21 protein-coding genes are annotated in these 25,985 nt (G+C 69.7%); 10 read left to right on the forward strand and 11 right to left on the reverse strand.

Annotation, left to right across the window (positions count from 1 at the left end; genetic code table 11):
• Positions 1-18 precede the first annotated feature (18 nt).
• The 6 genes from eno to ACIA5H_RS13820 form a co-directional block, all read right to left on the reverse strand.
• Positions 19-1,305 carry a phosphopyruvate hydratase gene (eno, locus tag ACIA5H_RS13795; RefSeq protein WP_355074472.1) on the reverse strand — a complete coding sequence of 429 codons (1,287 nt, stop codon included), beginning with the start codon at positions 1,303-1,305 and terminating at the stop codon, positions 19-21.
• A 114-nt stretch (positions 1,306-1,419) separates the two neighbouring features.
• Complete coding sequence (locus ACIA5H_RS13800) at positions 1,420-2,136, reverse strand: lytic murein transglycosylase (protein ID WP_364428982.1); 717 nt, start codon at positions 2,134-2,136, stop codon at positions 1,420-1,422.
• 95 nt (positions 2,137-2,231) lie between these two features.
• On the reverse strand, positions 2,232-3,842 hold the full coding sequence (locus ACIA5H_RS13805) for an ABC transporter ATP-binding protein (protein WP_397076244.1): 1,611 nt from the start codon (positions 3,840-3,842) through the stop codon (positions 2,232-2,234).
• Complete coding sequence (locus ACIA5H_RS13810) at positions 3,839-4,660, reverse strand: ABC transporter permease (RefSeq protein WP_397076246.1); 822 nt, start codon at positions 4,658-4,660, stop codon at positions 3,839-3,841. Before ACIA5H_RS13810 ends, ACIA5H_RS13805 begins: the two co-directional genes overlap by 4 nt.
• Positions 4,657-5,583 carry an ABC transporter permease gene (locus ACIA5H_RS13815; RefSeq protein WP_397076480.1) on the reverse strand — a complete coding sequence of 309 codons (927 nt, stop codon included), beginning with the start codon at positions 5,581-5,583 and terminating at the stop codon, positions 4,657-4,659. The genes ACIA5H_RS13810 and ACIA5H_RS13815 overlap by 4 nt, the downstream gene beginning before the upstream one ends.
• A complete protein-coding gene (locus ACIA5H_RS13820) occupies positions 5,583-7,100 on the reverse strand; it encodes an ABC transporter substrate-binding protein (RefSeq protein ID WP_397076248.1) in 1,518 nt (505 codons plus the stop codon). Before ACIA5H_RS13820 ends, ACIA5H_RS13815 begins: the two co-directional genes overlap by 1 nt.
• A 316-nt stretch (positions 7,101-7,416) precedes the next feature.
• Here ACIA5H_RS13820 and ACIA5H_RS13825 point away from each other — a divergent pair, with 316 nt between their 5' ends.
• From ACIA5H_RS13825 to ACIA5H_RS13855, 7 genes are all read left to right on the forward strand, one after another.
• Entirely contained in the window at positions 7,417-8,574 is a 1,158-nt protein-coding gene (locus ACIA5H_RS13825) for a TauD/TfdA family dioxygenase (RefSeq protein ID WP_379255360.1), read from the forward strand.
• Complete coding sequence (locus tag ACIA5H_RS13830) at positions 8,546-9,556, forward strand: ornithine cyclodeaminase family protein (protein ID WP_379255416.1); 1,011 nt, start codon at positions 8,546-8,548, stop codon at positions 9,554-9,556. Before ACIA5H_RS13825 ends, ACIA5H_RS13830 begins: the two co-directional genes overlap by 29 nt.
• Before the next feature lie 94 nt (positions 9,557-9,650).
• Positions 9,651-10,955: an alanine racemase gene (locus ACIA5H_RS13835; RefSeq protein WP_397076483.1), complete on the forward strand. Its 1,305-nt coding sequence runs from the start codon at positions 9,651-9,653 to the stop codon at positions 10,953-10,955.
• Between the two features lie 32 nt (positions 10,956-10,987).
• Entirely contained in the window at positions 10,988-12,019 is a 1,032-nt protein-coding gene (locus ACIA5H_RS13840) for a PLP-dependent cysteine synthase family protein (RefSeq protein WP_379255361.1), read from the forward strand.
• 73 nt (positions 12,020-12,092) lie between these two features.
• Positions 12,093-13,496, forward strand: coding sequence for an MATE family efflux transporter (locus ACIA5H_RS13845; RefSeq protein ID WP_397076251.1), 1,404 nt, complete (start codon positions 12,093-12,095; stop codon positions 13,494-13,496).
• Between the two features lie 556 nt (positions 13,497-14,052).
• On the forward strand, positions 14,053-15,141 hold the full coding sequence (locus ACIA5H_RS13850) for a glycerol dehydrogenase (RefSeq protein ID WP_397076253.1): 1,089 nt from the start codon (positions 14,053-14,055) through the stop codon (positions 15,139-15,141).
• A 163-nt stretch (positions 15,142-15,304) separates the two neighbouring features.
• Positions 15,305-16,258: a phosphodiesterase gene (locus ACIA5H_RS13855; protein ID WP_397076255.1), complete on the forward strand. Its 954-nt coding sequence runs from the start codon at positions 15,305-15,307 to the stop codon at positions 16,256-16,258.
• Here ACIA5H_RS13855 and ACIA5H_RS13860 read toward each other — a convergent pair.
• Complete coding sequence (locus tag ACIA5H_RS13860; RefSeq protein ID WP_397076257.1) at positions 16,206-17,669, reverse strand: stealth family protein; 1,464 nt, start codon at positions 17,667-17,669, stop codon at positions 16,206-16,208. The two genes, ACIA5H_RS13855 and ACIA5H_RS13860, sit on opposite strands and share 53 nt — an antisense overlap.
• 492 nt (positions 17,670-18,161) lie before the next feature.
• Here ACIA5H_RS13860 and ACIA5H_RS13865 point away from each other — a divergent pair, with 492 nt between their 5' ends.
• From ACIA5H_RS13865 to ACIA5H_RS13875, 3 genes are all read left to right on the forward strand, one after another.
• A complete protein-coding gene (locus ACIA5H_RS13865; protein WP_397076259.1) occupies positions 18,162-18,617 on the forward strand; it encodes a flavodoxin domain-containing protein in 456 nt (151 codons plus the stop codon).
• A gap of 142 nt (positions 18,618-18,759) precedes the next feature.
• The gene (locus ACIA5H_RS13870) at positions 18,760-19,245 is read left to right on the forward strand and encodes a pyridoxamine 5'-phosphate oxidase family protein (protein WP_355074493.1); all 486 of its coding nucleotides are present in this window, start codon (positions 18,760-18,762) and stop codon (positions 19,243-19,245) included.
• A 65-nt stretch (positions 19,246-19,310) separates the two neighbouring features.
• On the forward strand, positions 19,311-19,886 hold the full coding sequence (locus tag ACIA5H_RS13875; protein ID WP_355074495.1) for a TerD family protein: 576 nt from the start codon (positions 19,311-19,313) through the stop codon (positions 19,884-19,886).
• Between the two features lie 100 nt (positions 19,887-19,986).
• Here the strand turns inward: ACIA5H_RS13875 and ACIA5H_RS13880 are convergent, their stop codons facing one another.
• From ACIA5H_RS13880 to mfd, 4 genes are all read right to left on the reverse strand, one after another.
• Positions 19,987-20,847: a haloalkane dehalogenase gene (locus tag ACIA5H_RS13880; RefSeq protein ID WP_397076262.1), complete on the reverse strand. Its 861-nt coding sequence runs from the start codon at positions 20,845-20,847 to the stop codon at positions 19,987-19,989.
• 160 nt (positions 20,848-21,007) lie between these two features.
• The gene (locus ACIA5H_RS13885) at positions 21,008-21,331 is read right to left on the reverse strand and encodes a hypothetical protein (protein WP_397076264.1); all 324 of its coding nucleotides are present in this window, start codon (positions 21,329-21,331) and stop codon (positions 21,008-21,010) included.
• A gap of 39 nt (positions 21,332-21,370) precedes the next feature.
• Complete coding sequence (locus tag ACIA5H_RS13890; protein ID WP_397076485.1) at positions 21,371-22,012, reverse strand: MazG family protein; 642 nt, start codon at positions 22,010-22,012, stop codon at positions 21,371-21,373.
• 134 nt (positions 22,013-22,146) lie between these two features.
• Positions 22,147-25,758, reverse strand: coding sequence for a transcription-repair coupling factor (gene mfd, locus ACIA5H_RS13895; protein WP_397076266.1), 3,612 nt, complete (start codon positions 25,756-25,758; stop codon positions 22,147-22,149).
• Between the last annotated feature and the right edge of the window lie 227 nt (positions 25,759-25,985).

Below are 25,985 nucleotides of genomic sequence, written 5' to 3' on the forward strand. Positions count from 1 at the left end.
CGGGGTTCGTGCCCCAGCTCAGCCTTCGAACGCGAAGCGGGGGAACGCGACGTCACCCGCGTAGCGCGCCGAATCACCGAGCGCGTCCTCGATGCGCAGCAGCTGGTTGTACTTGGCGACCCGCTCACTGCGCGCCGGGGCGCCGGTTTTGATCTGGCCGCTGCCCACCGCGACGGCGAGGTCGGCGATGGTGGTGTCCTCGGTCTCGCCGGAACGGTGCGACATCATCGTCTTGTAGCCGTTGCGATGCGCCAGCTCCACCGCGTCCAGGGTCTCGGTGAGGGTGCCGATCTGGTTCACCTTGACCAGCAGCGCGTTGGCGGCGCCCTTGGCGATGCCCTCCTCCAGGCGCTCCGGGTTGGTGACGAACAGGTCGTCGCCGACGAGCTGGATCTTCTCGCCGATCTGGTCGGTCAGGGTCACCCAGCCGTTCCAGTCGTCCTCCGACAGCGGGTCCTCGATGGACACCAGCGGGTAGGCGGCGATCAACTCGGCGTAGAACTGCGCCATCTCCTCGGCCGAACGCACCACACCTTCGAACTTGTAGCCGCTGCCGGAGGTGAAGAACTCGGTGGCGGCCACGTCCAGCGCCAGCGCCACGTCGCTGCCCAGCTTCAGGCCGGTCTTGGCGATGGCCTCGCTGATCAGGTCGAGCGCCGCCTTGGTGCCCGCCACGTCGGGCGCGAAACCGCCTTCGTCACCGAGACCGGTGGACAGGCCCTTGGCCTTCAGCACCGACTTCAGCGCGTGGTAGACCTCCGCGCCCCAGCGCAGCGACTCCTTGAAGGTGGGCGCGCCGATCGGGGCGACCATGAATTCCTGCACGTCGACGCCCGTGTCGGCGTGCGCGCCGCCGTTGAGGATGTTCATCATCGGGACGGGCAGCACGTGCGCGTTCGGGCCGCCGAGGTAGCGGAACAGTTCGAGGCCGGAGGACTCGGCGGCGGCGCGGGCCACCGCCAGCGAGACACCGAGCAGGGCGTTGGCGCCGAGCCGGGACTTGTCCTGGGTGCCGTCGAGGTCGAGCAACACCTGGTCGACGGTGCGCTGCTCCACGGCGTCCAGGCCGATGACGGCGGGCGCGATCTCGTCGAGCACGCCCTCGACCGCCTTGCGCACGCCCTTGCCGCCGTAGCGCTCGCCGCCGTCGCGCAGTTCGACGGCCTCGTGCTCGCCGGTGGACGCGCCGGAGGGCACAGCCGCCCGGGTCAGGGTGCCGTCGTCGAGAGCGATCTCGACCTCGACGGTGGGGTTACCGCGCGAATCGAGGATCTCGCGAGCTCCGACCTGTTCGATGATGGCCACGAAAAAGACACTCCTTCGGCTGCTGACACGGTATGTCTCACGGGATGGGCCGTGCGCTGCGAGCCTATCGTCCCGGCGGCGAGGCGGGTAACCGGCACTCCGGCGACCGGGAGATCACACCCGGCGGCCGATGCTGTAGCTCGCGGCCCGGTCGCGCACGGTCAACAGGTAGCTGTGCGACTGGTTGTAGGTGAGCAACGCCCGCTGCCAGCCGTGCTCGGAGGTGAGGTCGCCGCCGCTGGCGCACAGATACCTGGCTGCGGTGAGCGCGGCGTCATCGATGTTCTGCGGATCCGCGACGCCGTCTCCGTTGGCGTCGACGCCCCAGCGCTTCCAGGTCTCCGGGATGAACTGCAGCGGGCCGACGGCGCGATCGTGCTCCGGATCGCCGTCGAGCACGCCGCCGTCGGTGTCCCGCACCAACGCGACGCCCGGCGAGCCGTCCAGCGGGACTCCGATGATCGGCGGGCGGACCGAGCCGTCCGCGCCGAGCTGCGCCCCGCGATGGGTGCCGTGCTTGCTCTCCACGCTCGCGATGCCCGCGAGCGTCGTCCACGCGATGCCGCAGTCGGGACGGGCCCTGGTCATCACGGCCGCCGCGTAGCCGTACGCCTCCAGCGCGATCGGCGGTATGCCGAGCCCATCGGCCTGCTCATCGGCCCAGCCGCGCAACTGGACGGCGGTACGACCGGGAGCGTCCAGGTCGATCACGGGCAGCGGGGCGCCCGGGCCGGGCGGGATGCCCTCCGGGATCGGGGTGCGGTCGGTCCCGCAACCGGCGAGCCCGAGGAGCACCACGATGGCGGCCGAGACGCCGGTCTTTCGCAACACCCTTCCATCATCCAGATGCCGGCGCGGGTCCGCGGCAAGCCGGTGACCGAGCGCACTGCGTGTCGAAAGCGCGTATGACCCGCACGGTCGCCGTGTCAGACCAGCAGTTCGCTGGTCGCGCTGTGCGTCGGCGCGGTGAGCACCGTTCCGGTGTCCCCGGATTCGACGACGCAACCCTGGTCGAGGACGATCAGCCGGGGACAGTATCCGGCGACCAAGGCCATGTCGTGTGTGATGACCAGCAAGGCGGTGTCACGTTCGGACCGGATCCGATCCAGCAGCGCCATGATCGCCGCCGCGGTGGTGTGGTCCAGCGCCGAAGTGATCTCGTCGCACAGGAGCACGGCCGGTTCGGCGGCGAGGGCCCGGGCCAGCGCCACCCGTTGCCGCTGGCCGCCGGACAGTTCGTGCGGATAGCGGGCGGCCAGGTCGGCGGACAGCTCGACCGCGGCGAGCAGTTCGGCGATTCGGGGAGAAAGATCCCGGCGTGCGACCCGCCCGATCCGCCGCAAAGGGCGGCCGAGCGTTTGCGCCACGGTGCGGCGCGGGTTGAGCGCGGACCGGGGGTTTTGAGTGACCAATTGAATGCCGCCCGCGCCGGGGTGATTTCGCCGGTTCGCCCCAACGGTGATCGGGTCACCACGCAGTTCGAGCGATCCGGTCGCCGAATGGTGCAGCCCCGCGAGCACGCGAGCCAAGGTGGTCTTGCCCGCGCCCGACGCGCCCACCACCGCGAGCGCCGAGCCCGCCTCCAGCGCGAGGTCGATGTCGGCGAGCACTCGGTGTCCGTCGATCGAGGCGCCGATGTTCTCGGCGCGCAGCACGACGTCGGGCGGTCGGTTGTCCGTCGAGACGGCCGAAGGCTTGTGACCGTTGCGCGCTCGCTCTCCGGTCGAGGCGACGTCCGGCGGAGGGAGAGCACTTCGCCGTTCACCGGCACACACCTGTGTACTGCCCGCCGGAGACGGAGGCGGGGACGCCGGACGGACCGCGCCGAGTTCGATGATGTCGTCGGCGATCGAGTGCACGAGAGCGGTGTCGTGCCCGGACAGCAGGATCGCCGCCGAACGCTCGCGGGCGAGTGCCGCCAGCTGCCCGGCGATATCGGTGCGCAGTGCGCCGTGCAGCCCGGCCAGCGGCTCGTCGAGCACCAGCACGCCGGTCCGGCGGATCAGCGCCCTGGCGAGGGCGACGCGACGCTGCTGACCGCCGGACAATTCACCGGGGCGGCGGCGAAGGTAGTCCGGCGACAGACCGACCAGCGCGAGCGTGTCGATCAGGGTGGACTCGGGCGCGCGCGGCGCGACCTCGCGTAACAGGGCGCGCACGCGCAGCAGCGGGTTCAGCGCCGACCCGGGATCCTGCCCGACGTAAGCGATATGCTGACGTCGGAAGCGTTGCAGCGCAACGCGATCGAGCGCCAGCACATCGTGTCCGGCAACCGATGCCGAGCCCGTCGTGCGCGCCGCCGCGGACGGGAGTTGCCCGAGCAATGCGCGCATCACCGTGGTCTTGCCCGACCCGGACGGGCCGGTGAGCGCCGTGACCGTGCCCGCCGGTATCCGGAAAGTCGCGGGTCCGGCCAATTCTCGCCCGTCCGGACCCAGCACGGTCAGGCCGTCGACCGCGACGAGATCGGCGCGCACCTGCCCGGCGCCATCCGCCTCGGCCGTCCGACGCGCGCTCGTCGTGACGTTCACGTTCATTCCCGCTCCCCTCGCCCGAACGCCGACACCGCCAGGTTCACGCTCACCGCGACGATCGCGATCGCGAGGCTCGGAGCGAGCACGGCCCAGGGATTGAGCAGCATGCCGGAGGCGTTCTCGCGCACCATGACCGCCCAGTTGCTCGCACCGAGCGTCGTGGGCAACTGGAGGAAGGACGCCGTGCTCACCAGATAGACCGCCGCCACGAAACGCAGCCCGAGCTGAGTCGTCGACACCGCGCGCAGGTTCGGGATCACTTCCCGGAATACCAGGTGCCCGAGCGACTCACCGGCGGCTCGCGCGCTCTCGACATATCCGGACGCCGCGACCCCAGCGGCGGCGGCCGTGAAGATCCGCGCGCAATAGGGAACGCCGAACAGCAGCGCCAGGACGATCAGTCCCAGGGTTCCCGCGTCGGGCCACGAGGTCAGCACGAGCATAATCCCCAGCACCGCGGGTAGCAGGATGAACAAGTCGGTGCCGAGTTCGATCCACTGGCCGATCCGCGGGCGCAGCGCCGCGACCGCGCCGAGGACACACGACAGTCCGGTCACCGACACCGCGATCACCGCGGCCACCAGCAGCAATCCCCAACCGCCATAGAGCAACTGGCTGAGCACGTCGCGGCCGAGCCGGTCGGTGCCGAACGGCGCGCCTGCAGCGGGATCGCCGAACGGGATGCCGATCGCTTCCTCCGCCGGGTGCGGCGCCAGCGTCGGTCCCAGCGCCGCCGCCAGCGTGACCAGCAGAGCGGGCGCGACGGCCAGCCGCCCGAGCCGCCGCCGCGCCGGGCTCGCGATCTTCGCGGGAGCCGTCATCGCCGCCCCCGCAACGACCAGGCGCGGATGCCGTCGGCGGCGGCGAGCACGACCATGATGAGCACCCCGGACAACGCGACCACCGCGGCCACCACCGAAGTGTCCCGATCGGCCACCGAACCGGCCAGGACCGCCCCTAGACCGGGATAGTTGAACACGGTCTCCACCACCAGAGCACCGCCGAGCAGCATCCCGACCGTGGTGGCGAAGCTGGCGACGATCGTCGGCAACGCGAACGGCAGCACGTGCCGCGCCAGCACCGCACGGCCCGAAATGCCGTCCAGCACAGCGCTTTCCACGTGCGGAGCCAGCGCGGCGTCGGACAAGGCGGCGCGCACCACCCTGGTGTTCCATCCGATCTGGGGCAACGCGAGCGCGAGCACCGGCAACACCAGCATCTCCGGTCCGGCCGGCATCCCCGACCGGCCGGTGATGGTCACGGCGGGCAGCCAGCCCAGCGCCAGCGCGAACACCAGGATCAGCACCGTGGCGATCACGAATTCGGGAACGGCCACCGCGGTGGTCGTCGTCGGCTGCAAGACGCGCGCGGCCACGCTGCCCGGACGCGTCGCCCACCACGCGCCGAGCGCGAGCGACGCGAGCACGGTCACCGCGAGGGCGATACCGCCGAGCAGCAGCGTCGGCGGGAACTTGTCGACGAGCAGGTCATCGACCGGCCGTCCGCGCGCGGTACGTCCGAAATCGCCGGTCACGACGCCCGCGATCCAGTTCCAGAACCGCACCGCCAGGGGACGGTCCAGTCCGAGTTCGTGTTCTTTGGCGGCGATCTGCTCGGGCGTGGCCTCCCGGCCGAGGACGGCGCGGGCGGTGTCGCCCGGCAGCAGGTCCACGGCGACGAAGACGCAAGCCAGCAGCGTCACCAGCAGGATGACGCGCCGGAGCAGCAGTCGCGCGAACAGCATCACCCGGCCAGCCAGGCCTTCTCCAACTGCACCCTGGCGAACCCGCCGAGCGTGGGCAGGTCGCGCACCCGGGAGGCGGCGATGTCGATGCCGTCGGCCATGCCCCAGACCAGGTAGCCGCCGCGCTCGTACTGGATGCGCTGCAATTCCTGATTCGCCTGCCGGTACTCCGCGTCGGTGCGCGCGGCGAGCGCTTTCGCGGTCGCGGCGTCGAATTCGGCGTCCTTGAAACCGGTTTCGTTGCGGTTCGATCCGCTCGACAGCAGTTTGCTCGCGAAGAAGAGGGTGGAGTCGTTGGTGCCCCAGGAGATCGTGTACAGCGGCGCCTTCAACCAGGTCTGGTCGTAGAAGGCGTTCGGCTCCTGGGTGACCACGTCCAGCCGGACGCCGATCTCGGCGAGCTGGGTGGCGATCACCTTCGCCGATTCCACCTCACCGGGCGCCTCGGCCTTGGTGACGAAGGGGTAGCTGCGCCCGGTGTCGAATTGCGACTCGCGCAACAGCGCTTTCGCGCGATCGAGGTCGCGGGTGCGCTGGGCGAGGGAGGTGTCGTAGAGCGGATCGGCCGTGCCGAGAATGTCGTTGGCCACCGTGCCGTATCCGGAATGCACCTGGTTGACCAAGGCTTTGCGGTCGACGCCGAGCCGTAGGGCGGTGCGCACCCGTGCGTCGGCGAACGGGCCGTCGGAGCTGCGCATGGCGACACCGACCACCGTGTCGTTCGGTCGGCGCACGACGGCCAGATCGCCGCGTCCCTCGACGGTGCGGCCCGCGATGGCGCCGACGTTGGAGGCCAGGTCGATCTGCCCGCCGAGCACCGCGTTGCCCAGCGCGGTCACGCTTTCGAACATGGTTACCTCGATGGCGTCCAGCGGCGGCGGCCCGCCGTGCCACCGCTCGTTGCGCACCAGCCGGGCGTTGCCGCCCTGATAGGACTCCAACCGGAACGGTCCGCTGCCCACGGCCTTGGTGAAATCGGTGGTGTCCTTCTTGACCGTGAACGTCATCAGCCGCACCAGCAGCGGCAGTTGGGTATTCGGTTCGGGCACGGCCAGCACCACCCGGTTCGGCCCGTCGGCGGAGATGTCCTCCACGGCCACCGGCATCTTCGACGCGCCACCGACCGTGCGCAGCCTGCGCAGCGACCACACGACATCTTCGGACGTCACCGGTGTCCCGTCGTGGAAGGTCGCGTTCTCGGCCAGGGTGAAGCTCCAGCGCCGCCGGTCGGCGTCCGGCTCCCACCGATTCGCCAGACGGGGAACGACGTTCGGGTTGCCGCCCGGCACAGTGAGGGCGTCGTAGACCAGGGAGGTGACGAGGAAGTCGCTGTCGTTGCTGAGGTTGGCGTGCGGATCGCGTTCGATGCGCGCCGCGGTGCCGAGCGCGCCGACTCGCAGCGTGCCGCCAGGCCGAGCGGGCCCGGACACGTCGGCGTCATCGGAACAAGCGGCCACCAGCAGCACAGCCCCCACGCCGAGACTCGACCGCAGCAGGTCCCTTCGATTCAAAACCATTGTGCTGCCCCTCTTCCTGAACCGAACCCACGGCGGTACCGCACACAGTGCCTCGATCAGGACAGGCTAGCCTAATGCACGGCGCGACTCGCCGATACCGGCATCAAAACGGCAGTGCAAGGGCGCATCTCCCGCAAACCCCCGACCGAGCCCCGGCACGTCCACAGGGCCGACTTCACCCGAGCCGAAGTTATGCGATTCGGCTATTTTTTGCCGACTCGCTTAGGTAAGCCTTGCTTCACTTCCTACAAAGGGCTACCTTCCCATACTAATCGTGAACCCTGCTTTTCCCACTGCTGCGAAGAAGGGATACCCGGTGAAAAGCGTTCTCTCCGAACGTAAGCCGCTTCACCCCCTAGACCTCGAACGACGCGAGCTTTCCCCGGAAGCGGGCCGCGCGGTGCGCGCTCTCGCCAGAGAGATATCGGTCACGCTCGATCTCGCACTCGCCGATCCGGCGGCCGCGGCGCGCACCCTCTCGGACCCCGCGCTCATCGAACGGATCGATGCGGGCGCCGCACGGCTCCCCGCCGAAGTGCGCCACGCCATGCGCCCGCCCGCCACCCCGGCGGGCGCCACGGTCGTCGGTCGTCTTCCGCTGGTGGACAACGAATTCGGACCGACTCCGCCGAGCTGGCGGGAGGCGGCGCGCTGGAGCGGAGATCCGGAGCGGCGCGCGCGTTCGTTCGAACTCGACTTGGTGATGCTGCTGCTGGCGCGGAGCGCGGGCGAGCCGTTCGGCTGGCAGGGCCAGCAGGACGGCCGATTGGTCAACAATATCGTTCCCGCGGCCGGTCACGAACACGAACAGTCCGGCGCCAGCAGCAAAGCGCTGCTCAGCCCGCACACCGAGGACGCCTTCCATCCGGAGCGCGCCCACCTGCTGATGCTCGGTTGCCTACGTAACCCGGATCTGGTCGGCACCACCGTGTCGTCGGTGCGCCGGATCGAACTGTCCACCGCGCAACGCGAACTGCTCAGCACGCCCGCACTGCCCATCCTGCCGGACGTCTCCTACGGCGACGGTCACGAAACCTACCCGGCCGCACCGATTCCGACGCTGTGGAGCGTCGCGGGCGCCGACCGGCAGACGCTGCGCTACGACCCGGCGTACACGCCGCTCGACGACGCCGACCCGGAATTCCGCGCGGCCTATGAACAACTCGCCGCCGAGCTCGAACGCGTCCGCGTCACCGCGTCGCTCGCCCCCGGCGAGCTGTTGCTCGTGGACAACGACGTCGCCGTGCACGGCCGAGTGCCGTTCACCGCGCGGTACGACGGCACCGACCGGTGGCTCAAGCGAGTGAACATCCGGCTTCCGGAACGGCGGCGGCGGGCCGAGGAAGCCGACGAGAATGGCTACGGGCAACAAACCGTAGCCCCGTTCCGGACGGCGGCCACCCCGCCGGTTCAGAGCGGCACTCATGAGCGGGATGCAGTACGACATGATCGAGGACCCCTTGAGCACGCGTGACCGAAGCACACCCCTGCGGGTGTTGAGCCGAAGCGACCTCGCCGACGTGCCGATCACACCGGCCGCGGTGGTACGCGCCGTGGAAGAGGCGTATCTCGCCCTGGCGGCGGGTGATTCGGACAATCCGCGCAAGCTCAGCGTCGCCAACCCCGACGGCTGGTCGGTCGCCTACGCCATGCTCGGCCGGGACGGCCGCAGGCGCGTGGTGGCGATGAAGACCTCCTACAAGTTCGACCCCGGCCACGATCGCAGCACGAAGCGGTACTACACGACCATCACGCTCTACGACGACAGCACCGGCGCGCCGATCGCGATGATGGACTGCGCGCGGGTCGGCGCGTTGCGCACGCCCGCGGTGTCGGCTCTGCTGGTGCGCGAGACGATCCGGCGGGGCGCGGAGAGCGTGCTGCTGATCGGCACCGGAACCCAGGGCCGCAACGCCCTTCCGCATCTGCTCGCCGCGAACCCGCAGCTGCGCAAGCTGATGGTCTACGGCACGCACCCCGAGGGCCTGGCAGCCGTGCATCGCGTGCTCGCCGAGCACCATCCGCACGCGCTGCTCGAGACCGTCACCGATCCACGCGCCGCGGCGGCCACGGCCGATGTCGTGCTGGCCACGGCGGGCCCGGCCACCGAAGTGGCGCTCGAATCCGACGATCTGGCGCCCGGTTCGGTGGCGGTGCTGGTCGGTTACGGGCTCGCGCCGTCCGCGCTGACCGATGCCGACCGCGTGATCGCGACCAGCGCCGAGCAGATGGCGCTGACCGGCACCGACATGGCCGGACCCGACGGCACGCTGCGCACGGTGGACGCCGAGCTGCCGCAGATCCTCGATCGCCGTGCGGTCGCGCGCCGCTCCGACGACGAGCGCCTCTTCGTCTACAACAGCGGGCTGGTGCTGACCGACATCGCGGTGGCCCACGCGCTGGCGGAGCGGGCGATCGCGGAAGGCCGTGGCACGGAGGTACCGCTGTGGGACTAGCGCACGGAGGTGCACGGTGGGACTAGAACACGCGAGTGTCACCGTGGAGCCCGCGGACGAGGCGGCCACGCGCGATTCGATCAGCGCGTCACCGATGCCCGCGCATCTCGATCCGTGGGAGCGCCGCCTGTTCGCCGATCCAGATCTGCTCGGTGACCTCGCTTTCACGATGGGCGGGCCGTTCCACGTGATGTACCCGGCGCGGGTCGGCCACAACATCCGGGCGTTCCGCGCCGCTTTCGAGAGCGCCGGCGTGCAAGGTGCCATTTACTTCGGCAAGAAGGCGAACAAGGCCGCGTGCGTCGCGCGGGCCTGCGCGGAACACGGTGCGGGCGTCGACGTCGCCAGCGTCGGCGAGCTGACCGCCGCGCTGGCACAAGGCGTGCGCGGTGCCGAGCTCATGGTGACCGGACCGGCGAAAGCGGACGACCTGCTGTGGCTGGCCGCCCGGCACGGTGCCCTGATCGCCGTGGACGATCTCGGCGAGCTCGAACGGCTCGCCGCGCTGGCGCCCGCCGACGGGCCCGCGCGAGTGCTGATCCGCGTGCTGCCCGCGGCCTCGGCCAGCCGGTTCGGCATGACCTCCGGCGAAATCGAGGAAGCCCTCGCGTTGTGCGGCGTACGCGATTCGATTCGCTTGGAGGGCCTCAGTTTCCATCTGTCGGGCTACGACGCGGTGGCGCGCGCGGAACTGGCGGGCGAGCTGATCGCCCGCTGTCTGCACGCGCGCACGCTGGGGCATCCGGCCACCACCGTGTCGATCGGCGGCGGGTTCGGCGTCGACTACGTTCCGGCGGACGCGGCGATGGAGTTCACGGCGCGGGCGGGCAGGCAGTGGTTCCACTCCGGCAAGGCCTTCGATTCGTACTATCCGTACCACTTTCCGGTGCCCGGCGCGGCCATGCTCGCGCAGATCCTCGACCACGCGGATCTCGCCGGACGACTGCGCGACAACGCCGTACGGCTGGCCGTCGAACCGGGGCGCGCGCTGCTCGCGCACGCGGGCTGCACCGTCTTTCGCGTCCAAGGCAGCAAGACCAGGCACGCGCACGGCCAGCCCTACCGGTTGCTCACCGTGGACGGCACCAGCCTCAGTCTCTCGGAGCAATGGTTCGACAGCGAGTACCTGCCCGATCCGGTGCTGTGGCCCGCACGACCCGGCACCGCGACGCCGACCAGCGTCGGGGCCGCCACCTGTCTGGATTCCGACATGCTGAGCTGGCGGCGGGTGCCGCTGCCCCGCCCCGCCGAGGTCGGCGATCTGCTGATCTACCCGAATACCGCCGGTTATCAGATGGATTCGAACGAATCCGCGTTTCACGAATTGCCCATCCCACCGAAAGTCGTACTGCACGACGCACCCGGCGATCGCTTCCGCTGGACCCGCGACGGCAGCTGACCCGACTTCCCGACCAGAACCAGGAGACCTCGATGCCGCTCGTCACGCGCGTGACGGATCTGATCGGCCGCACGCCGCTGTTCGAGCTCGCGGCCACCGCGTCCGGCACCCGCCTGCTGCTCAAACTGGAGCAGTTCAACCCGACCGGTGCGGCCAAGATCAGGATGGCGCGCGAAATGGTGCTCGACGCCGAGCGTCGCGGTTTGCTACGCAGTGGCGGACATATCATCGAGTCCACATCCGGCAACACCGGGCTCGGCCTCGCGGTAGTTGCCGCGGAACGTGGGTATCGCTTCACCGCAGTGGTCGACCATCACGCATGTAAGGACAAACTGCGCGCGATGCGGGCAATGGGTGCGGAACTGGTGTTCGTCGCCGACGAGGGCGACGACAACCTGGCCACCTCGGCACGAGAGGACCTGGCCGAGGCGATGGCGGCCGAACGGGAGGACGCGTACTTCACCGAGCAGCACAACAACGACGCCAACGCGGTGGGCTACTACCCGGTGGCCGAGGAATTGCTCGAGGACGTCGACCGGGTCGACATCCTGCTGTCCGCCGTGGGAACCGGAGGTTCGCTGTTCGGCACCGCGACCCGGCTGCGCCAGCTCGGCTGCACGCCGCACGTCATCGGGGTCGAACCGGTCGGCTCGATCGCCTTCGGCGGGCCGGGCGGTCCGTACTGGCAGTCGGGCACCGGCACCCCGCCGGGCGCCACCATCGGCACCGCCGTTGACTATTCGCTGCTGGACGAGGGCGTGAAGGTCACCGACGTGGCGGCCTTCGCGACCGCCCGCGCGGTCGCCGCCGAACTGGGGCTGATGATCGGCGGGTCGGCGGGCGGCTCGGTGTACGCCGCGCTCACCCGGCTGGAGGAGTTCCCGCCGGGCTCCACCGTGGTCACCATCGTGTGCGACGGCGGGGAGAAGTACTTGGACACGGTGTTCGACGACGAGTGGATGAACGAGCGCGACCTGCTCGACCCCGGCACCGAACGCGAGATCGCGCTGCTGCTGCGGCGCTACACGCCCGCCGCCAGGAACACGTTGGTGGAAGCGCGGTGAGGTCCGGTCGTTGGTACGGTGCGACGCTGCGCCCGCGCGGGACGACGCTCCCGCCCTCTGTGAAGGAGAACCGGTGATCGTGACGAGTTTCCGCGGCGACGGCGGGCGGCTCACCGCGCTCGCGACGCCGATCGCGCTGACCCAGCTCGCCCAGATCGCGGTATCCACCACGAACATCGCGCTGATGGGCACACTCGGCGTGCGGCAGGTGGCCGCGGGCGGCCTGGCGATCGTGCTGTTCAACCAGATCCGCACCATGTGCGTCGGTTTGATCACCGGCAGCGGCAACCAGATCGCCACCGCCGTGAGCGCGGCGGGCAAACGCGGCGAATCACCGGATCCGGAGATCCGCGACCTGCTGCGCTCGAGCTTCGCGATCGCCACGATCGCCGGGTTGCTCGGCGGTGCGGTGCTGATCGGGCTCGGCTGGGCGCTGCCCTGGCTCGGACAGGACCCGGGAGTGCTCGCCGACGCCCGCCCGCTGATGATGGCGCTCGCGCCGGGCCTGCTGCCGTGCCTGTGGTTCCAGGTGCTGCGCCAGTACACGGTCGGCATGCAGCGCCCGCAGGCGCTGCTGCTGGTGACGCTCGGCTCGGTGGTGCTGAATCTGCTGTTGGCGCTGGGCCTCATCCACGGCAAGGGCGGCCTGCCCGAACTCGGGCTCACCGGTATCGGTGTCGCGACCTCGCTGGTCTTCCTGATCACCTTCGGCGTGTTCTGGGTGATGGTGTGGCGCGACGAGGAACTCGGCCGCACCCTGCCCGGCACGCCGCTGCCGGTGCGGCTCACCACCGTGCGCGCCGAGCTGCGACTGGGCACGCCGATCGCGCTGACCTACGGCTCCGAGGCCGGCATGTTCTCGGTGCTCGCGCTGGTCATGGGCAGCATCGGCCCGGCGGCGCTGGCCGCGCACAACGTCGTCTACCAGATCATCTACATCGTGTTCCAGGTGGCGATCGGTCTCTCGCACGGCGCCTCGATCCTGGTCAGCCACGCGGTCGCGCGCGACGAGCACGCGCACGCCCGTGCACTGGCCTGGCTGGCGCTGCGGCACGCCGCGGTGATCGCCGCGGTGACGGGCGCGGTGTACGTGATGGCCCCCGATCTGGTGCTGCGCCCCTTCCTGGACTCCTCGGACGCCGACACCGTCCAGGTCGCGCACACCCTGCTGCTGATCGGCATCGTGCTGCAATTCTTCGACGCCGCTCAGAACATCGGCACCGGCCTGCTGCGCGGGCTGAAGGCGACCGACGCGGGCTTCCGGCTCTCCCTGATCGGCTACTGGGGCGTCGGCCTGCCCGTCGCCCTGCTGCTGGCCTATCCGGCCGGGCTCGGCGCGGCGGGCGTCTGGTGGGGACTCACCGCGGGCCTGGCCACCACCGCGATCCTCATGCTGCGCCGCTACTTCGCGTTGCTGGACGAGAAGGACCGCGACCGGCCGCACCTGCTCCCGGAGACCCTCACGACCCAGAGCTGATCGGTCCCGACCGCGCTCCGGGCACCTCCGTGTCGTCGGACGGCTCTCGCGATCGCCGAAGCCGCATCGGCGGGGCAACCGGACGAACGACAAGTTGGGCTCCACCGGTCCGACGTGGTCCACGACGGACGCCTACCCCGCTCCGGGGCTGCCCCGGCACGCCATTCGCGGTGCCGAAGGGCGGCCTCGGAGCAGCTAGTCCAGCCCGGGACGGGAATGCCTCGAAACCCGCCGTGTACCCGCCCGACGGCCCGTCGCGGGGCAGCGCCCGCAGCGGCTTCGACCGGAGCTTCGGCGCTCGGGACCCGTGCTCGGACCGTGCGATCGCGAAGGTCCGGCGGACTCCCGGCCTGCCGGTGCCGGAACGTGCGATCGCGACCGTGGGCACCGACGACGGCAACTGGACTCGCGCCGACCCGGTTCGGCCATCACCGTCGGCGCTCCACGTGTGCGGGTTCTCTCGACAACGACCGTGGCGGAGGGTGTGTCGCGTAGCGTTGAAACGTCGTCGGCCGGGCCGGGATGACGTGCGCGGCCCGGGATCGGGAGGTGCCGGATGCTGAGCGTGTTCTCCTCGCCGGGGCACTACGTGCAGGGCCGGGAGGCCACCGCCGCGCTCGGGGCGGAGATGACCCGCCTCGGCATCGGCGGGCCGGTGCTCATCGTGGCGGGCTCCAGCGCTTTCCGGCTGCTGGCAAGCACCTGGGAGCGCTCGCTGACGGACGCGAAGATCGCCTATTCGATCCATCTGTCCGGTGGCGAATGCAGCCGGGCCGAGATCGCCCGGATCGCCCACGCCGTCGAGGAATCAGGCAGCACGGTCGTCCTCGGGGCGGGCGGCGGCAAGGTGCTCGACGCGGCCCGCGCGGTCGCCGACGACCTCGATCTGCCGATGATCAGTTGCCCGAGCACCGCCTCCAGCGACGCACCGTGCAGCGCGCTGTCGGTGATCTACACCGACGCGGGCGAGTTCGAGGCGTATCAGCTCGTGCGGCGGAATCCGGCGCTGGTGCTGGTGGACACCTCGGTCGTCGCGCAGGCCCCGGCTCGGCTGCTCGCCGCGGGCATGGGCGATGCCCTGGCGACCTGGTTCGAGGCGCGCACGTGCAGCGCCGCCCAGGTGCGCAACATGCGCGGCGGCGCCTCCACGCGCAGCGCCACCGCCTTGGCCGAACTCTGCTATCGCACCTTGCTCGCCGACGGCGCGCAGGCGCTGACCGCAGTCCGCACCCGCGGCGTCACACCGGCGCTGGAGCGCGTCGTCGAGGCCAACACCTTGCTCTCCGGACTCGGCTTCGAATCGTCCGGGCTGGCCGCCGCGCACGCCGTGCACAACGGTCTGACCGCCGCCGCGCGAACGCGCCCGTTCCTGCACGGCGAGAAGGTCGCGTTCGGCACCCTCACCCAATTGGTGCTCGAGGGCGCGCCCGCGTCCGAGATCGGCACGGTGCTGGATTTCTGCGCCGAGGTCGGTTTGCCGACCACGCTGGCCGCCCTCGGACTGCCCGATGCCGACGACGAGACACTGGCGGCCATCGCACAGCGTGCGACCGCTCCGGGCGAGACGATCCACAACGAACCCTTCACGGTGTATGCCGCGATGGTTGTGGACGCCCTGCGCACCGCCGACGCCCTCGGTCGGTGACCAATCCCACATCCACCCGCGTTCACCCAGCGTCCGACACCGAAACCTCACCTTCCCGCAAGCGAGTCTTCATCAACCGCCGGGAAACCTGTCCGTAACCGACGCTATCGTGGCGACGGAGCCAAGCCAATGGCGGGCAACCCGCCAGGAGGGATTCGGTCCGGTGTCCATCACCAGAGTCGCGGAGTATCCGCGTCCGGATCATGTGTTGTTCCACTTCAGCGATACACATCTCATCGCGGGCCACGACCCCCTGTACGGCGATGTCGACGCCGACCTACGGTTACGGCAACTGCTGGACCAGGCCGCGGCGAGCGGGATCCGGCCGACCGCGATCGTGTTCACCGGCGACCTCACCGACCGGGGCGAGCCCGCCGCGTACGCCAAGCTGAAGTCGATCGTCGAACCATTCGCCAGAAGTTTGCAGGCGCCCATCGTGTGGGTCACCGGCAACCACGACGACCGCGCCGCCCTCCGCGCCCGCCTGCTCCACGAGTACCCCACCACTTCCCCGCTGGACCGGGTGCATCTGATCGACGGATTGCGCATCGTCGCCTTGGACACCTCGGTGCCCGGCCACCACTACGGGGAGATCTCCGACGACCAGCTGGAGTGGCTGTGCTCGGTCCTGGCCGAGCCCGCGCCCTTCGGCACCATCCTGGCCATGCACCACCCTCCGGTGCCGTGCGTGATCGACCTCGCCGTCACCGTGGAACTACGGGATCAGCGCCGACTGGCCGACGTGCTGGACGGCACCGACGTGCGCGCCATCCTCGCCGGGCACCTGCACTTCTCCACCAGCGCCACGTTCGCGGGCATCCCCGTCTCGGTGGCGTCGGCCACCTGCTACAGCCAGGATCTCGGTGTGGCGCAGGGTGGCCTGCGCGGCCGGGATGGCGCGCAGGCCTTCAACTACGTGCACATCTATCCGGACACCGTCGTGCACTCGGTGGTGCCCATCGAGCGCGGTCGCACGGTGGGCGCTCCCGCCACGCCGGAGGAGGCGCGGCAACGGCTGACGGAGGAGGGCATCGTGATCCCGCCCGCCGCGCGCATCCCGCACGTCATGCGGCGCCCTGCGTCGACTCCGGAAGCGGATGACGAGGCGGTGTACTGAGCCGTTCCCACGGCGCGGGCTCGGGGTAGTAGCGGGCCAGGAACTCCGAGACGATCCGCACCCGGTCGGACTCGGCGACCTCGGGGAAACTGCCGTCGTTGAGGCAGAAGAAGTCGACGTCGCGATGACGCGCCAGCCCGTCCAGCAAAGCCAGACCGTGGTAGCTGGTCGTGTCGACGTACCGCATCTTCGCCGACTCCTGGGGCACCGCGCGCCCGGTCAGCATGGCGTAGTAGTGATACAGCGAATTGGTGACCGAGATGTCGGTGGCCGCGCGGAACCGGCTCGCGCTCGTGCGCGCGAAGTCCGCGGCGAACTCCTCCTCCATCTCCATGAGCACGCTGCGTCGCAATGGCGCGGGCGTGTGCTCCAGGTGCCGCGTGATGACATAACCGAAGCGCTCCGCCAGCAGCGCCCGGTTCACCCGGGCGGCGTTCTCGAAACCGCTGCGCCGCTCGTTGTTGCGTCCGGGCCCGATCCTGGTGTCCGCTTCGATGAATCGGCTCACGCCGCCCGGCGTGAAGAACATCGACGGACGCACCGGACGTGCGAAGAACATGTCGTCGTTGGAGTACAGAAAGTGCTCGCTGAGCCCGTCGATGTGCTGCAACTGGCATTCCACCGCGTGCGAATTGAACACCGGCAAGCCGCTGACGTCCCGGAAGTGGTCCGCCGCAGGCACCACGGTCACCTTCGGATGCGCGGTCAGCCACTCCGGCGGCGTGGAGTCGGTCGCGATGAAGATCCTGCGGATCCACGGCGCGTTCTTGTGCACCGACCGCAGGGCGTACTTCAACTCGTCGATCTGGCGGATCCTGGCGTCCGCGTCGTCGCCCTCGCCGACCACGACCTGAGCGAGCATCCCGGCGCGGCGGGCGCGGAACTCCGGATCGGAGCCGTCCACCCAGGAGAACACCAGGTCGATATCGAACCCGACGTCACCGGTCTGCGGCGCGAACATGTCCGCCAGGGTGGGCCAGGTCCGGTCGAACAGCCGCACCTGCGTGCGCTGGACGTCGGCGAGGTCGAAGACCGGGCGGGTCAGCGCGTTCGGGCGCGGGCAGGTCACCGTGTCGCCGTGGTATTCCCACAGTTCCAGCTCGACATGGTGCGCCGGGTCGTGGTCGCGCCCGAGCCGGAAGACGTTGTGCCGCAATTCGACACAGGAGAACCCCGCCGACATCGCCGCGGCGGTCACCCGGCGCACCATCAGGCGCTGCGTCGCGTCGGCCGCGAGCACGAGCCGGTGCCCGCTGTCGCGCACCAGCAGGAACGACACCTCCGCGGCGGCCAGTTCCGCGCGCAGGTAGCCGAGATCCTCGATCATCGCCGCGGACACGGCGAGATTGCTCGCCATGGCCCGCGTGACCATTTCCACCGCCCCCGAATCCACTGCTCCCCTGTCCGTCATGACTGCCTCCACTTCCGTCGAACCACCGGTCTGAAGATTGCGTCCGGGGCACCGCGCCGAGCGCCGATCCGTCGATGCCGGGGCATCGACGTGCGAGGACCGCGCGCCTGGCGCGGTGACATTCAGAAGTGGGGAAGGGTGCCGAAGCGCGGGTACGAATTGATCACCCGGTATGTAGACGACTGGTAGACCATTTCGTTTCACCTCACTCACGGCCGGACGCGCATGGCGTCATGGATGGAAGCGCTGCACTCGTGCGGGAACGATCGAAGGGCACGGGTGGCAGCCGCACGCCGGACAGTCATCGGCCGGCTGGAAGAGTGGTCTGCCCAGGAAACTCCGGGCACCTCTACGAATGATGCAACGCGCTCGACATTCCGTCAATCGGTGCGGCTGAACCGCCCCTGCCCGTGCGCTGCCCACGGCCGTGGCACACACTGGGCAATATAGTTAGGATAGGCTCACCATATCACCAGAGGAAGGGTTGTGCCGGTGCGCGTCGTCATTCTGTTCGGATCCGAGATGGGCACCGCGGAGTCCGCGGCGGACACCATCGCCGCGGAGCTGCGCGGGGCGCACGACGTCTCGGTGCACGACATGACGGACTTCGACGTCGCGGATCTGGACGTCCGCGACTTCCACGTCGTCGTGTGCTCGACCTACGGCGACGGCGAGCTGCCGACCGGCGCCGAACCCTTCGCCGCCGCGCTCGACCGCGACACGCCGGATCTGCGCGGGCTGCGCTTCGCCGTCTTCGGGCTCGGCGACATCGTGTACGGCGACACGTTCAACCGCGGCGGCGAGATCATCGCCGAGAAACTCGCCGCGCGCGGCGCCGTGCAGGTGGGCGAGCACGCGCGACACGACGCGTCGGCAGCGGTCCGCGTGCGCGACATGGCCAGGGACTGGGCCGCCGCGCTCGACATTCCCGCGCTGATCTCGGCTTGACCGGCGCCGGGCACGCGCCGCTGGTCACCGAAGCGCGGTCCGGACAAAGCGCCCAGCGCCAGCGCGCAAGGCGCACAGCGCCTTAGACTGCTATCAAGCGCGACACAGCCCGCCGCGCTCGACGATCCATGAGGTGACGAAGATGGCAGCCGGAGCGAGCCCCGCCCAACGTCAGCACAACTCGACAGATCATCCCGAGCTGGACGCGCTCCCGGAATGGCCACTGGAGACGATCGGTGTACTGGTGACCACCGACCCTGCACCGCATGCGATTCCGGTGTCCTGGCCGGTGCGGGCCGGTGACCGGCGCATCCTGATCAGCCTCAAGTACGATCGCGGTTCGCTGGCGCGGTTGCGCGAACATCCCGAGGTCGCCCTGCTGATCCTCGGTGGAGGCAACGTGGCGATGTGCGCAAGGGGCACCGCACACGTGGTCGCCGAGCAGATGCCCGACGCCGCCGACTACGTCGCCGTCCGCATCGACGTCGACGTGATCGACGACCATCGCCAGTCGGCCTTCGCGGTCGTGCAAGGCATCCAGCGCACGGTGCTCGACGACGAGAGCGAGTTGCGCGCGCTGAAGGGCCGGGTCGACACCCTGAGATCCTGGGCAGAACACCAGAACTAGATCGGCCCGGCGTTCCCGGGAGCAGAGAAAGAGGCGGCACCGGCCGTGCCGCGCGGAAGGGGATCATGAGCGTCACTCTGGCCAAAGGCGGCAATGTCTCGCTGTCGAAGCAGGCCGCGAATCTCACCAAGGTGTCGGTGGGGCTCGGCTGGGACGTGCGCACCACCACCGGCGCCGACTACGACCTCGACGCCAGTGCGCTCGCCTGCGGACCGAATCTGAAAGTGCTGTCCGATCAGCATTTCGTCTTCTACAACAACCTGCGCTCGCCCGATGGATCCATCGAGCACACCGGCGACAACCTCACCGGCGCGGGCGAGGGCGACGACGAGGTGATCAACATCGACCTCACCGCCACGCCGCCGAACATCACCAACATCTTCTTCCCGGTGTCCATCCACGACGCGGACGCACGCGGCCAGTCGTTCGGCCAGATCCGCAACGCCTTCATCCGCGTCGTCGACGCCGCCACCGGCGTAGAACTGGCCCGCTACGACCTCACCGAAGACGCCTCCACCGAAACGGCCATGATCTTCGGCGAGCTCTACCGCCACAACAACGAGTGGAAGTTCCGCGCCATCGGCCAGGGCTACGCCTCCGGGCTCGCGGGCATCGCCCGGGACTACGGGGTCAACGTCTGACGGTTCGATTCGCGTTCGCCGCGCCGGTCTTTCGGCCTCGTGCTCCATCGGCATCGAGAGCCGGAGGACCCCGCGCGGCACGTTTCGGCTCCGGTCGAACTCACGGGAACCGCTTCGCGATCGCCGCGGCGATCGCTTCCGGTGCGTGCTCTTGAATGAAATGCCGCGCGTGCGGCAGCTCGACTACGTCGAGATCGGTGAAGGCGGCTCGCATTCGCGGGATACAGGCGTTCGGACGGAACACCATGTCCCGCATTCCCCACACCAACAGGGCCGGCTTGTCGCCGAGCAGGACGGGCACATCTCGGGCGAGTCGGTCCAGCAGCGGGCGTGCGGCACGAATTTCCTTGGGCGTGGCGGCGAGTCCGCGTCGGGCTTCCGCGGTGGGCTGCACCGCGCGATAGTGGTCGGCCTCGGCCGCGCTCAGCTTGCGCCCCAGTTCCGCGAGCAGGACGCGCTCGACGAGGAAATTCTGTTCGAGTATCCGCCGCTGCATCGGACGGCTGCCCATGATCACGCTGAACGCCCGATTCGCCAGCGCTTCGGTCGGCCAGAACGAGGTATTGCCCAGCACGATCCCTCGCACCCGATCAGCGCGCGCGGCGCTCGCGCCCAGACCGATGGGGCCGCCCCAGTCCTGTCCCATCAGAACGAAGCCGTCGAGCCGCAGGTGATCGATCAGCTCGCCGAGGACCGCGGTGTGCTCGGCGATCGTGTACCCGAAACCCTCGGGACGTTCGGACAATCCGAAACCCGGATAGTCGACGGCGATACACCGGTACCGGTCGCGCAGGTCCTTCACGATGTGGCGGTAGAGGAAGCTCCAAGCCGGAGCGCCATGACAGAACAGCAGCGGCGGCCCGGCCCCCTCGTCGATGTAGTGAACCCGGCCCACCGACGAGTCGAACCAGCGCGACTCGAAGGGGTACAGACTCTTGTCAGGAACGAAATCGATCAGCATTGGCCCCTCCCTCCGAGACAGGCTACCTCGGGTGCACCCGAGCGCGCGGTCGCCTCCACCGAGAGGCCGTCTCCGGATCGGAAACCCCCGTGGTCGGTTGATGAAGACTGACGATTTCAGCCCAGGCTGCCTGCCGAGTGGAACGACACGAATCGCGGAGTCACCCGCAGCAGACCGGGTCGTCACAGGGGTCACCGACTTCGCTTCCGTAGGCGACCAAGTGGCGGACCGGGGCCAGGACTCGTTCGACGGTGTCGGGGTCGAGGGGCGGTGCGGACCGGTCGCTCGGTCGTCCCCAAGTGGGCGGCGTGTCGTCGATGTCGAAACGGGGTGCGCCATTGATGAACAGTGTCCACAGCGGGTGGTCGGGGAAGCCGTTCATCCGTAGGACCCACCACTGACCGTCGACGTGGGCGGCGACGGGGAATCTGCCGTTCCCGGTCGACTGCCATCGCGGTCGTGCGTTCAGTTCGGGGTACCGCATTCTTTCAGTCTCCCTGAATCGGACGGCCGCGCGGGATCCCTACCCGGTTCCCTCCGGCCAGAAGGCGTGCCAATCCCCCGCGGTAAGCGGAAGACGTTCACCGCGTTCCTTTTCCGCGATATCCTCCGCCGCGCGAATGGCGGCAGCGAAGGTCAGTGTCGCTTTGCGGAGGCGTTCTTCGGCGCTCTCCGCTCCGCCGAGATGGACGACGCGCAGGGCTTCGGGCACGAGGTCGGACGGCAGGCCCGCTTTGGTGCCGCGGGAGACGATCTTCTCGGCGAGGGCCAACGCGGGCTGGGCCATGGCTATGCCGTCCAGGCAGGAGCGGCGGGACTTCTCGGCGGATTTGCGTTCTTCCCACGCGCGTTCCTGGGCGGCGATCTTCTCGGCCACCGAGGCGTCGGGATCGATCGCGGAATCCACCAGGTGCGGGCTGCGGTTGACCAGTTTGGCCACCAGCGCGGCGGCGACGTCGTCGACGGTGAATTCGCCTGCGGCCTCCGCGATTCTGGAGTGGAAGAGCACTTGCAGCAGCAGGTCGCCGAGTTCTTCCTTGATCGTCTCGGCATCCTCGTGCTGGATGGCGTCGAGCAGTTCGTAGGTCTCCTCGAGCAGATAGGGGCGCAGCGAGTCGTGGGTCTGGGTGACCTCCCACCCACCGAAATGCCAGAGGCGGTCCATGACCGCGACCGCCCCGGCCAGCCCCGCCGCGACCACCGCGGTGTCCGTGCGCGGTGTCGCCTCCCCGTCGCGCTCCACGCCGTGAACCGCGCGATGGCGGGCGGCCCGCAGAACGGACTCGTCGCGTGTCGAGCTCATCGCGGCGCCATCTCGGCGGCGACGGTGAGGTCGACCGCTCCCTGCGCCTTCCCGTCCAACGCCAGCAACAGATCGGCGGCGAATTGCAGCAGCACGACATCGCGGACGCGCTCGGCCCCGACACTGTCCTGCACGCGCGGCAGCGGAAGTTGCACCACCCCGGACGCGGCGCGGTACCCCGCGCTCGGGTAGAGCCGCTTGAGGCGCATCTGCTTGGAATCGGGCAGGTGCAGCGGCGAGATCTTCAAGGTCGTCCCGGTGACCGCGATCTCGGTGACCTCGTACTCGCGGGCGAGCAGGCGCAGTTTGGCCACCGACACCAGACGCCCGACTTCCACCGGCAACGGGCCGTACCGGTCGACGAGTTCCTCCACGACCTGCGCGAGCGCCGAATCGTCCTGCGCGGCGGCGAGTTTGCGGTATGCCTCCAGGCGCAGCCGGTCACTGGCGATGTAGTCCGGCGGGATGTGCGCGTCGACGGGCAGGTCGATGCGCACCTCCTTGACCTCCTCGGTGAGGATCGGCTTGCCGTCCGCGGCGGCGCGATACGCCTCGACGGCCTCCCCGACCAGCCGCACGTAGAGATCGAAGCCGACGCCTGCGACGTGGCCGGACTGCTCGGCGCCGAGCACGTTGCCCGCGCCACGGATCTCCAGGTCCTTCATCGCGACCGCCATGCCCGCGCCGAGATCGGAGTTCTGCGAGATGGTGGCCAGTCGGTCGTAGGCCGTCTCGGTGAGCGGCTTCTCCGGCGGGTAGAGGAAGTAGGCGTAGCCGCGTTCCCGGCTGCGCCCGACCCGGCCGCGCAGCTGATGCAACTGCGAAAGGCCCAGCGCGTCGGCGCGTTCCACGATCAGGGTGTTGGCGTTGGAGATGTCCAGACCGGTCTCGATGATCGTGGTGCACACCAGCACGTCGTATTCGCGCTGCCAGAAGCCCTGCACGGTGGACTCCAGCGCGTCCTCGTTCATCTGGCCGTGCGCGACCGCCACTCGCGCTTCGGGCACCAGATCGCGAATCCGCTTGGCCGCCTTGTCGATCGACGACACCCGGTTGTGCACGTAGAACACCTGGCCGTCGCGCAGCAACTCGCGCCGGATCGCGGCGGTGACCTGCTTGTCGTTGTAGGCGCCCACGTAGGTGAGCACCGGGTGGCGTTCCTCCGGCGGGGTGAGGATGGTCGACATCTCGCGAATCCCCGCCAGGCTCATCTCCAGGGTGCGCGGAATCGGGGTGGCCGACATGGTGAGCACGTCGACGTGCGTGCGCAGCGCCTTGATGTGCTCTTTGTGCTCGACACCGAATCGCTGTTCCTCGTCGACCACCACGAGGCCGAGGTCCTTCCAGCGCACGCCGGTCTGCAACAGCCGGTGCGTGCCCACCACGATGTCGACGCCGCCGTCGGCCATTCCCTCCAGCACCGCGCGGGCCTCGGCCGGATCGGTGAAGCGGGACAGGCCTTTCACGGTGATCGGGAAACCCGCGACGCGCTCGGTGAAGGTCTGCAGGTGCTGCTGCGCGAGCAGCGTGGTCGGCACCAGCACGACGACCTGTTTGCCGTCCTGCACCGCCTTGAACGCCGCGCGCACCGCGATCTCGGTCTTGCCGTAGCCGACGTCGCCGCAGACCACGCGGTCCATCGGGACGGCTTTCTCCATGTCCGACTTCACCTCGGCGATGGCGGTCATCTGGTCGACGGTCTCGGTGAACGCGAACGCGTCCTCCATCTCCTTCTGCCACGGCGTGTCCGGTCCGAACGCGTGACCGGGCGCTGCCTGGCGGGCGGCGTACAGCTGCACCAGCTCGCCGGCGATCTCGCGAACCGCTTTGCGCGCCTTGCGTTTGGTGTTGGCCCAGTCCGAGCCGCCGAGCTTGGACAGGCTGGGCATCTCGCCGCCGACGTAGCGGGAGAGCTGGTCGAGCGACTCCATCGGCACGAACAGCCGGTCACCGGGCTGGCCGCGTTTGCTCGGCGCGTACTCGATCACCAGATACTCGCGGCGCGCGCCGCCGACGGTGCGCTCGATCATCTCGACGAACTTGCCGATGCCGTGCTGGTCGTGCACCACCATGTCGCCCGCGCTCAACGCGAGCGGGTCGACCTGGTTGCGCCGTTTGGCGGGCATCCGCTTGCCCTCGGTCGGCGCGGTGACCCGGTTGCCGGTGAGGTCGGATTCGGCGACGACCACCAGTCCGGCGCCCTCGAAGACCAAGCCGTCGTGCAGCGAGCCGCACAGCACGCCCACCACGCCCTCGTTCGGCTCCGCGCCCGCCTCCAGCGCTGCGGCGGGGACCTCCGCGTCGGCCAGCCGTTCCAGGATGCGCTGCGCCGTGCCGTGGCCCGCGACGACCACCACGGCCCTGCCGCCGGTGAGCACGTGGGCGCGCAACGAGGCGAACATGGTCGCCACCAGTTCGTCGGACCCGCGCGCGGCCGGGCCGGGCAGCACCGGCAGCACGACCTCGGAGGAATCCCCGGAAGCGAGCGGGCTCAGCGTCCACCAGGGCAGGCCCTGTCGCTCGGCGCTGGCCTGGATCTCGGGCAGCGGGCGGTAGGCGGAGGCGGCCAGGTCGAGTCCGTGTCCGCCGAGCGGCGCGGCGCCGCCGAACGAGGCCGCGGTCCAGGATGCCTCCAGGAATTCCTCGCCGGTGCGTACCAGGTCGGCCGCGCGGGTGCGGATCTTCTCCGGATCGCACAGCAGTACGTGGGTTCCCTCCGGCAGCACCTCGGTGAGCAGGCGCAACTGCCCCGGTTGCAGCACCGGCAACAGCGCTTCCATGCCCTCGACCGGGATGCCCTGCGCGAGTTTCTCCAGCATCTCCACCAGCGCCGCGTCGGCCGCGTTGGCGGCGGCGACCTCGGCCGCCCGCTCGCGCACCTCGGGGGTGAGCAGCAGTTCCCGGCACGGCGGCGCGACCACGACGTCCACCGCGACGTCCGGCAGCGAGCGCTGGTCGGCGACGGAGAACGGCCGCAGTTCGGTGACCTCGTCACCCCAGAATTCCACCCGCACCGGATGGTCGGCGGTGGGCGGGAAGACGTCCAGGATGCCGCCGCGCACCGCGAACTCACCGCGCTTGCCCACCATGTCGACCCGGGTATAAGCGAATTCCACCAGCCGCGTGAGCAATTCGTCGAAGTCCAGCTCGGCGCCGACGCGCAGCACGATCGGCTCGATCTCGCCGAGCCCACCCGCCATCGGCTGCATCAGCGACCGCACCGTGGTCACCACCACGCGCAGCGGCGCGGGGAAATGCGGGTCGCCGGGGTGGGCGATCCGGCGCAGCACCTCCAGCCTGCGCCCCACCGTGTCGGCGCCCGGCGAGAGCCGCTCGTGCGGCAGCGTCTCCCAGGACGGGAACTGCGCGACCGCGGGACCGAGCATCTCCACGAGTTCGACACTCAGGTCGTCTGCCTCCCGCCCCGTGGCCGTGACCACCACCAACGGCCGCTCGGCGGCCAACCGCGACGCGACGAACGGCCGCACCGCCGACGGCGCGACCAGCTCGACCGACGATGTGCCGATCAGCTCCGCGACGGTCCGTAGCGAGGAATCGGCACCGGCCGCGGCGGCCAGTCCCGCCAACGGGGGGCGGTGGGTGGACATCGACAACTCCTGAGCGCAGGCGACACGTTTCGAGCGGCCAACCGAGTCTAGTTAAGCGGGCATCTTGTTTTTGCAGCGCCCGCGCCGCCGCGAGGTGACTGCCGCCCCTGCCCGATACCAGAGCGCCCATCCGCGATCTATTTCGTCGCCGACACGGCCGCCCACCCGAACACGCTCCGGCTCCTCCCGGCAAGAAGCGAGCCACAGCGAGAAGGGCCCGGCGGAGC

It is taken from the genome of Nocardia sp. NPDC051900 (genome assembly GCF_044452545.1).
GTDB lineage: Bacteria > Actinomycetota > Actinomycetes > Mycobacteriales > Mycobacteriaceae > Nocardia > Nocardia sichangensis.

Coding starts and splice junctions, on each gene's coding strand:
- ACIA5H_RS13805 (WP_397076244.1), bottom strand. CDS start 3,842: ATGAACGTGAACGTCACGACGAGCGCGCGTCGGACGGCCGAGGCGGAT.
- ACIA5H_RS13810 (WP_397076246.1), bottom strand. CDS start 4,660: ATGACGGCTCCCGCGAAGATCGCGAGCCCGGCGCGGCGGCGGCTCGGG.
- ACIA5H_RS13815 (WP_397076480.1), bottom strand. CDS start 5,583: ATGCTGTTCGCGCGACTGCTGCTCCGGCGCGTCATCCTGCTGGTGACG.
- ACIA5H_RS13820 (WP_397076248.1), bottom strand. CDS start 7,100: ATGGTTTTGAATCGAAGGGACCTGCTGCGGTCGAGTCTCGGCGTGGGG.
- ACIA5H_RS13830 (WP_379255416.1), top strand. CDS start 8,546: ATGATCGAGGACCCCTTGAGCACGCGTGACCGAAGCACACCCCTGCGG.
- ACIA5H_RS13835 (WP_397076483.1), top strand. CDS start 9,651: ATGCCCGCGCATCTCGATCCGTGGGAGCGCCGCCTGTTCGCCGATCCA.
- ACIA5H_RS13840 (WP_379255361.1), top strand. CDS start 10,988: ATGCCGCTCGTCACGCGCGTGACGGATCTGATCGGCCGCACGCCGCTG.
- ACIA5H_RS13850 (WP_397076253.1), top strand. CDS start 14,053: ATGCTGAGCGTGTTCTCCTCGCCGGGGCACTACGTGCAGGGCCGGGAG.
- ACIA5H_RS13860 (WP_397076257.1), bottom strand. CDS start 17,669: ATGACGGACAGGGGAGCAGTGGATTCGGGGGCGGTGGAAATGGTCACG.
- ACIA5H_RS13870 (WP_355074493.1), top strand. CDS start 18,760: ATGGCAGCCGGAGCGAGCCCCGCCCAACGTCAGCACAACTCGACAGAT.
- ACIA5H_RS13875 (WP_355074495.1), top strand. CDS start 19,311: ATGAGCGTCACTCTGGCCAAAGGCGGCAATGTCTCGCTGTCGAAGCAG.
- ACIA5H_RS13880 (WP_397076262.1), bottom strand. CDS start 20,847: ATGCTGATCGATTTCGTTCCTGACAAGAGTCTGTACCCCTTCGAGTCG.
- ACIA5H_RS13885 (WP_397076264.1), bottom strand. CDS start 21,331: ATGCGGTACCCCGAACTGAACGCACGACCGCGATGGCAGTCGACCGGG.
- ACIA5H_RS13890 (WP_397076485.1), bottom strand. CDS start 22,012: ATGGACCGCCTCTGGCATTTCGGTGGGTGGGAGGTCACCCAGACCCAC.
- mfd (WP_397076266.1), bottom strand. CDS start 25,758: ATGTCCACCCACCGCCCCCCGTTGGCGGGACTGGCCGCCGCGGCCGGT.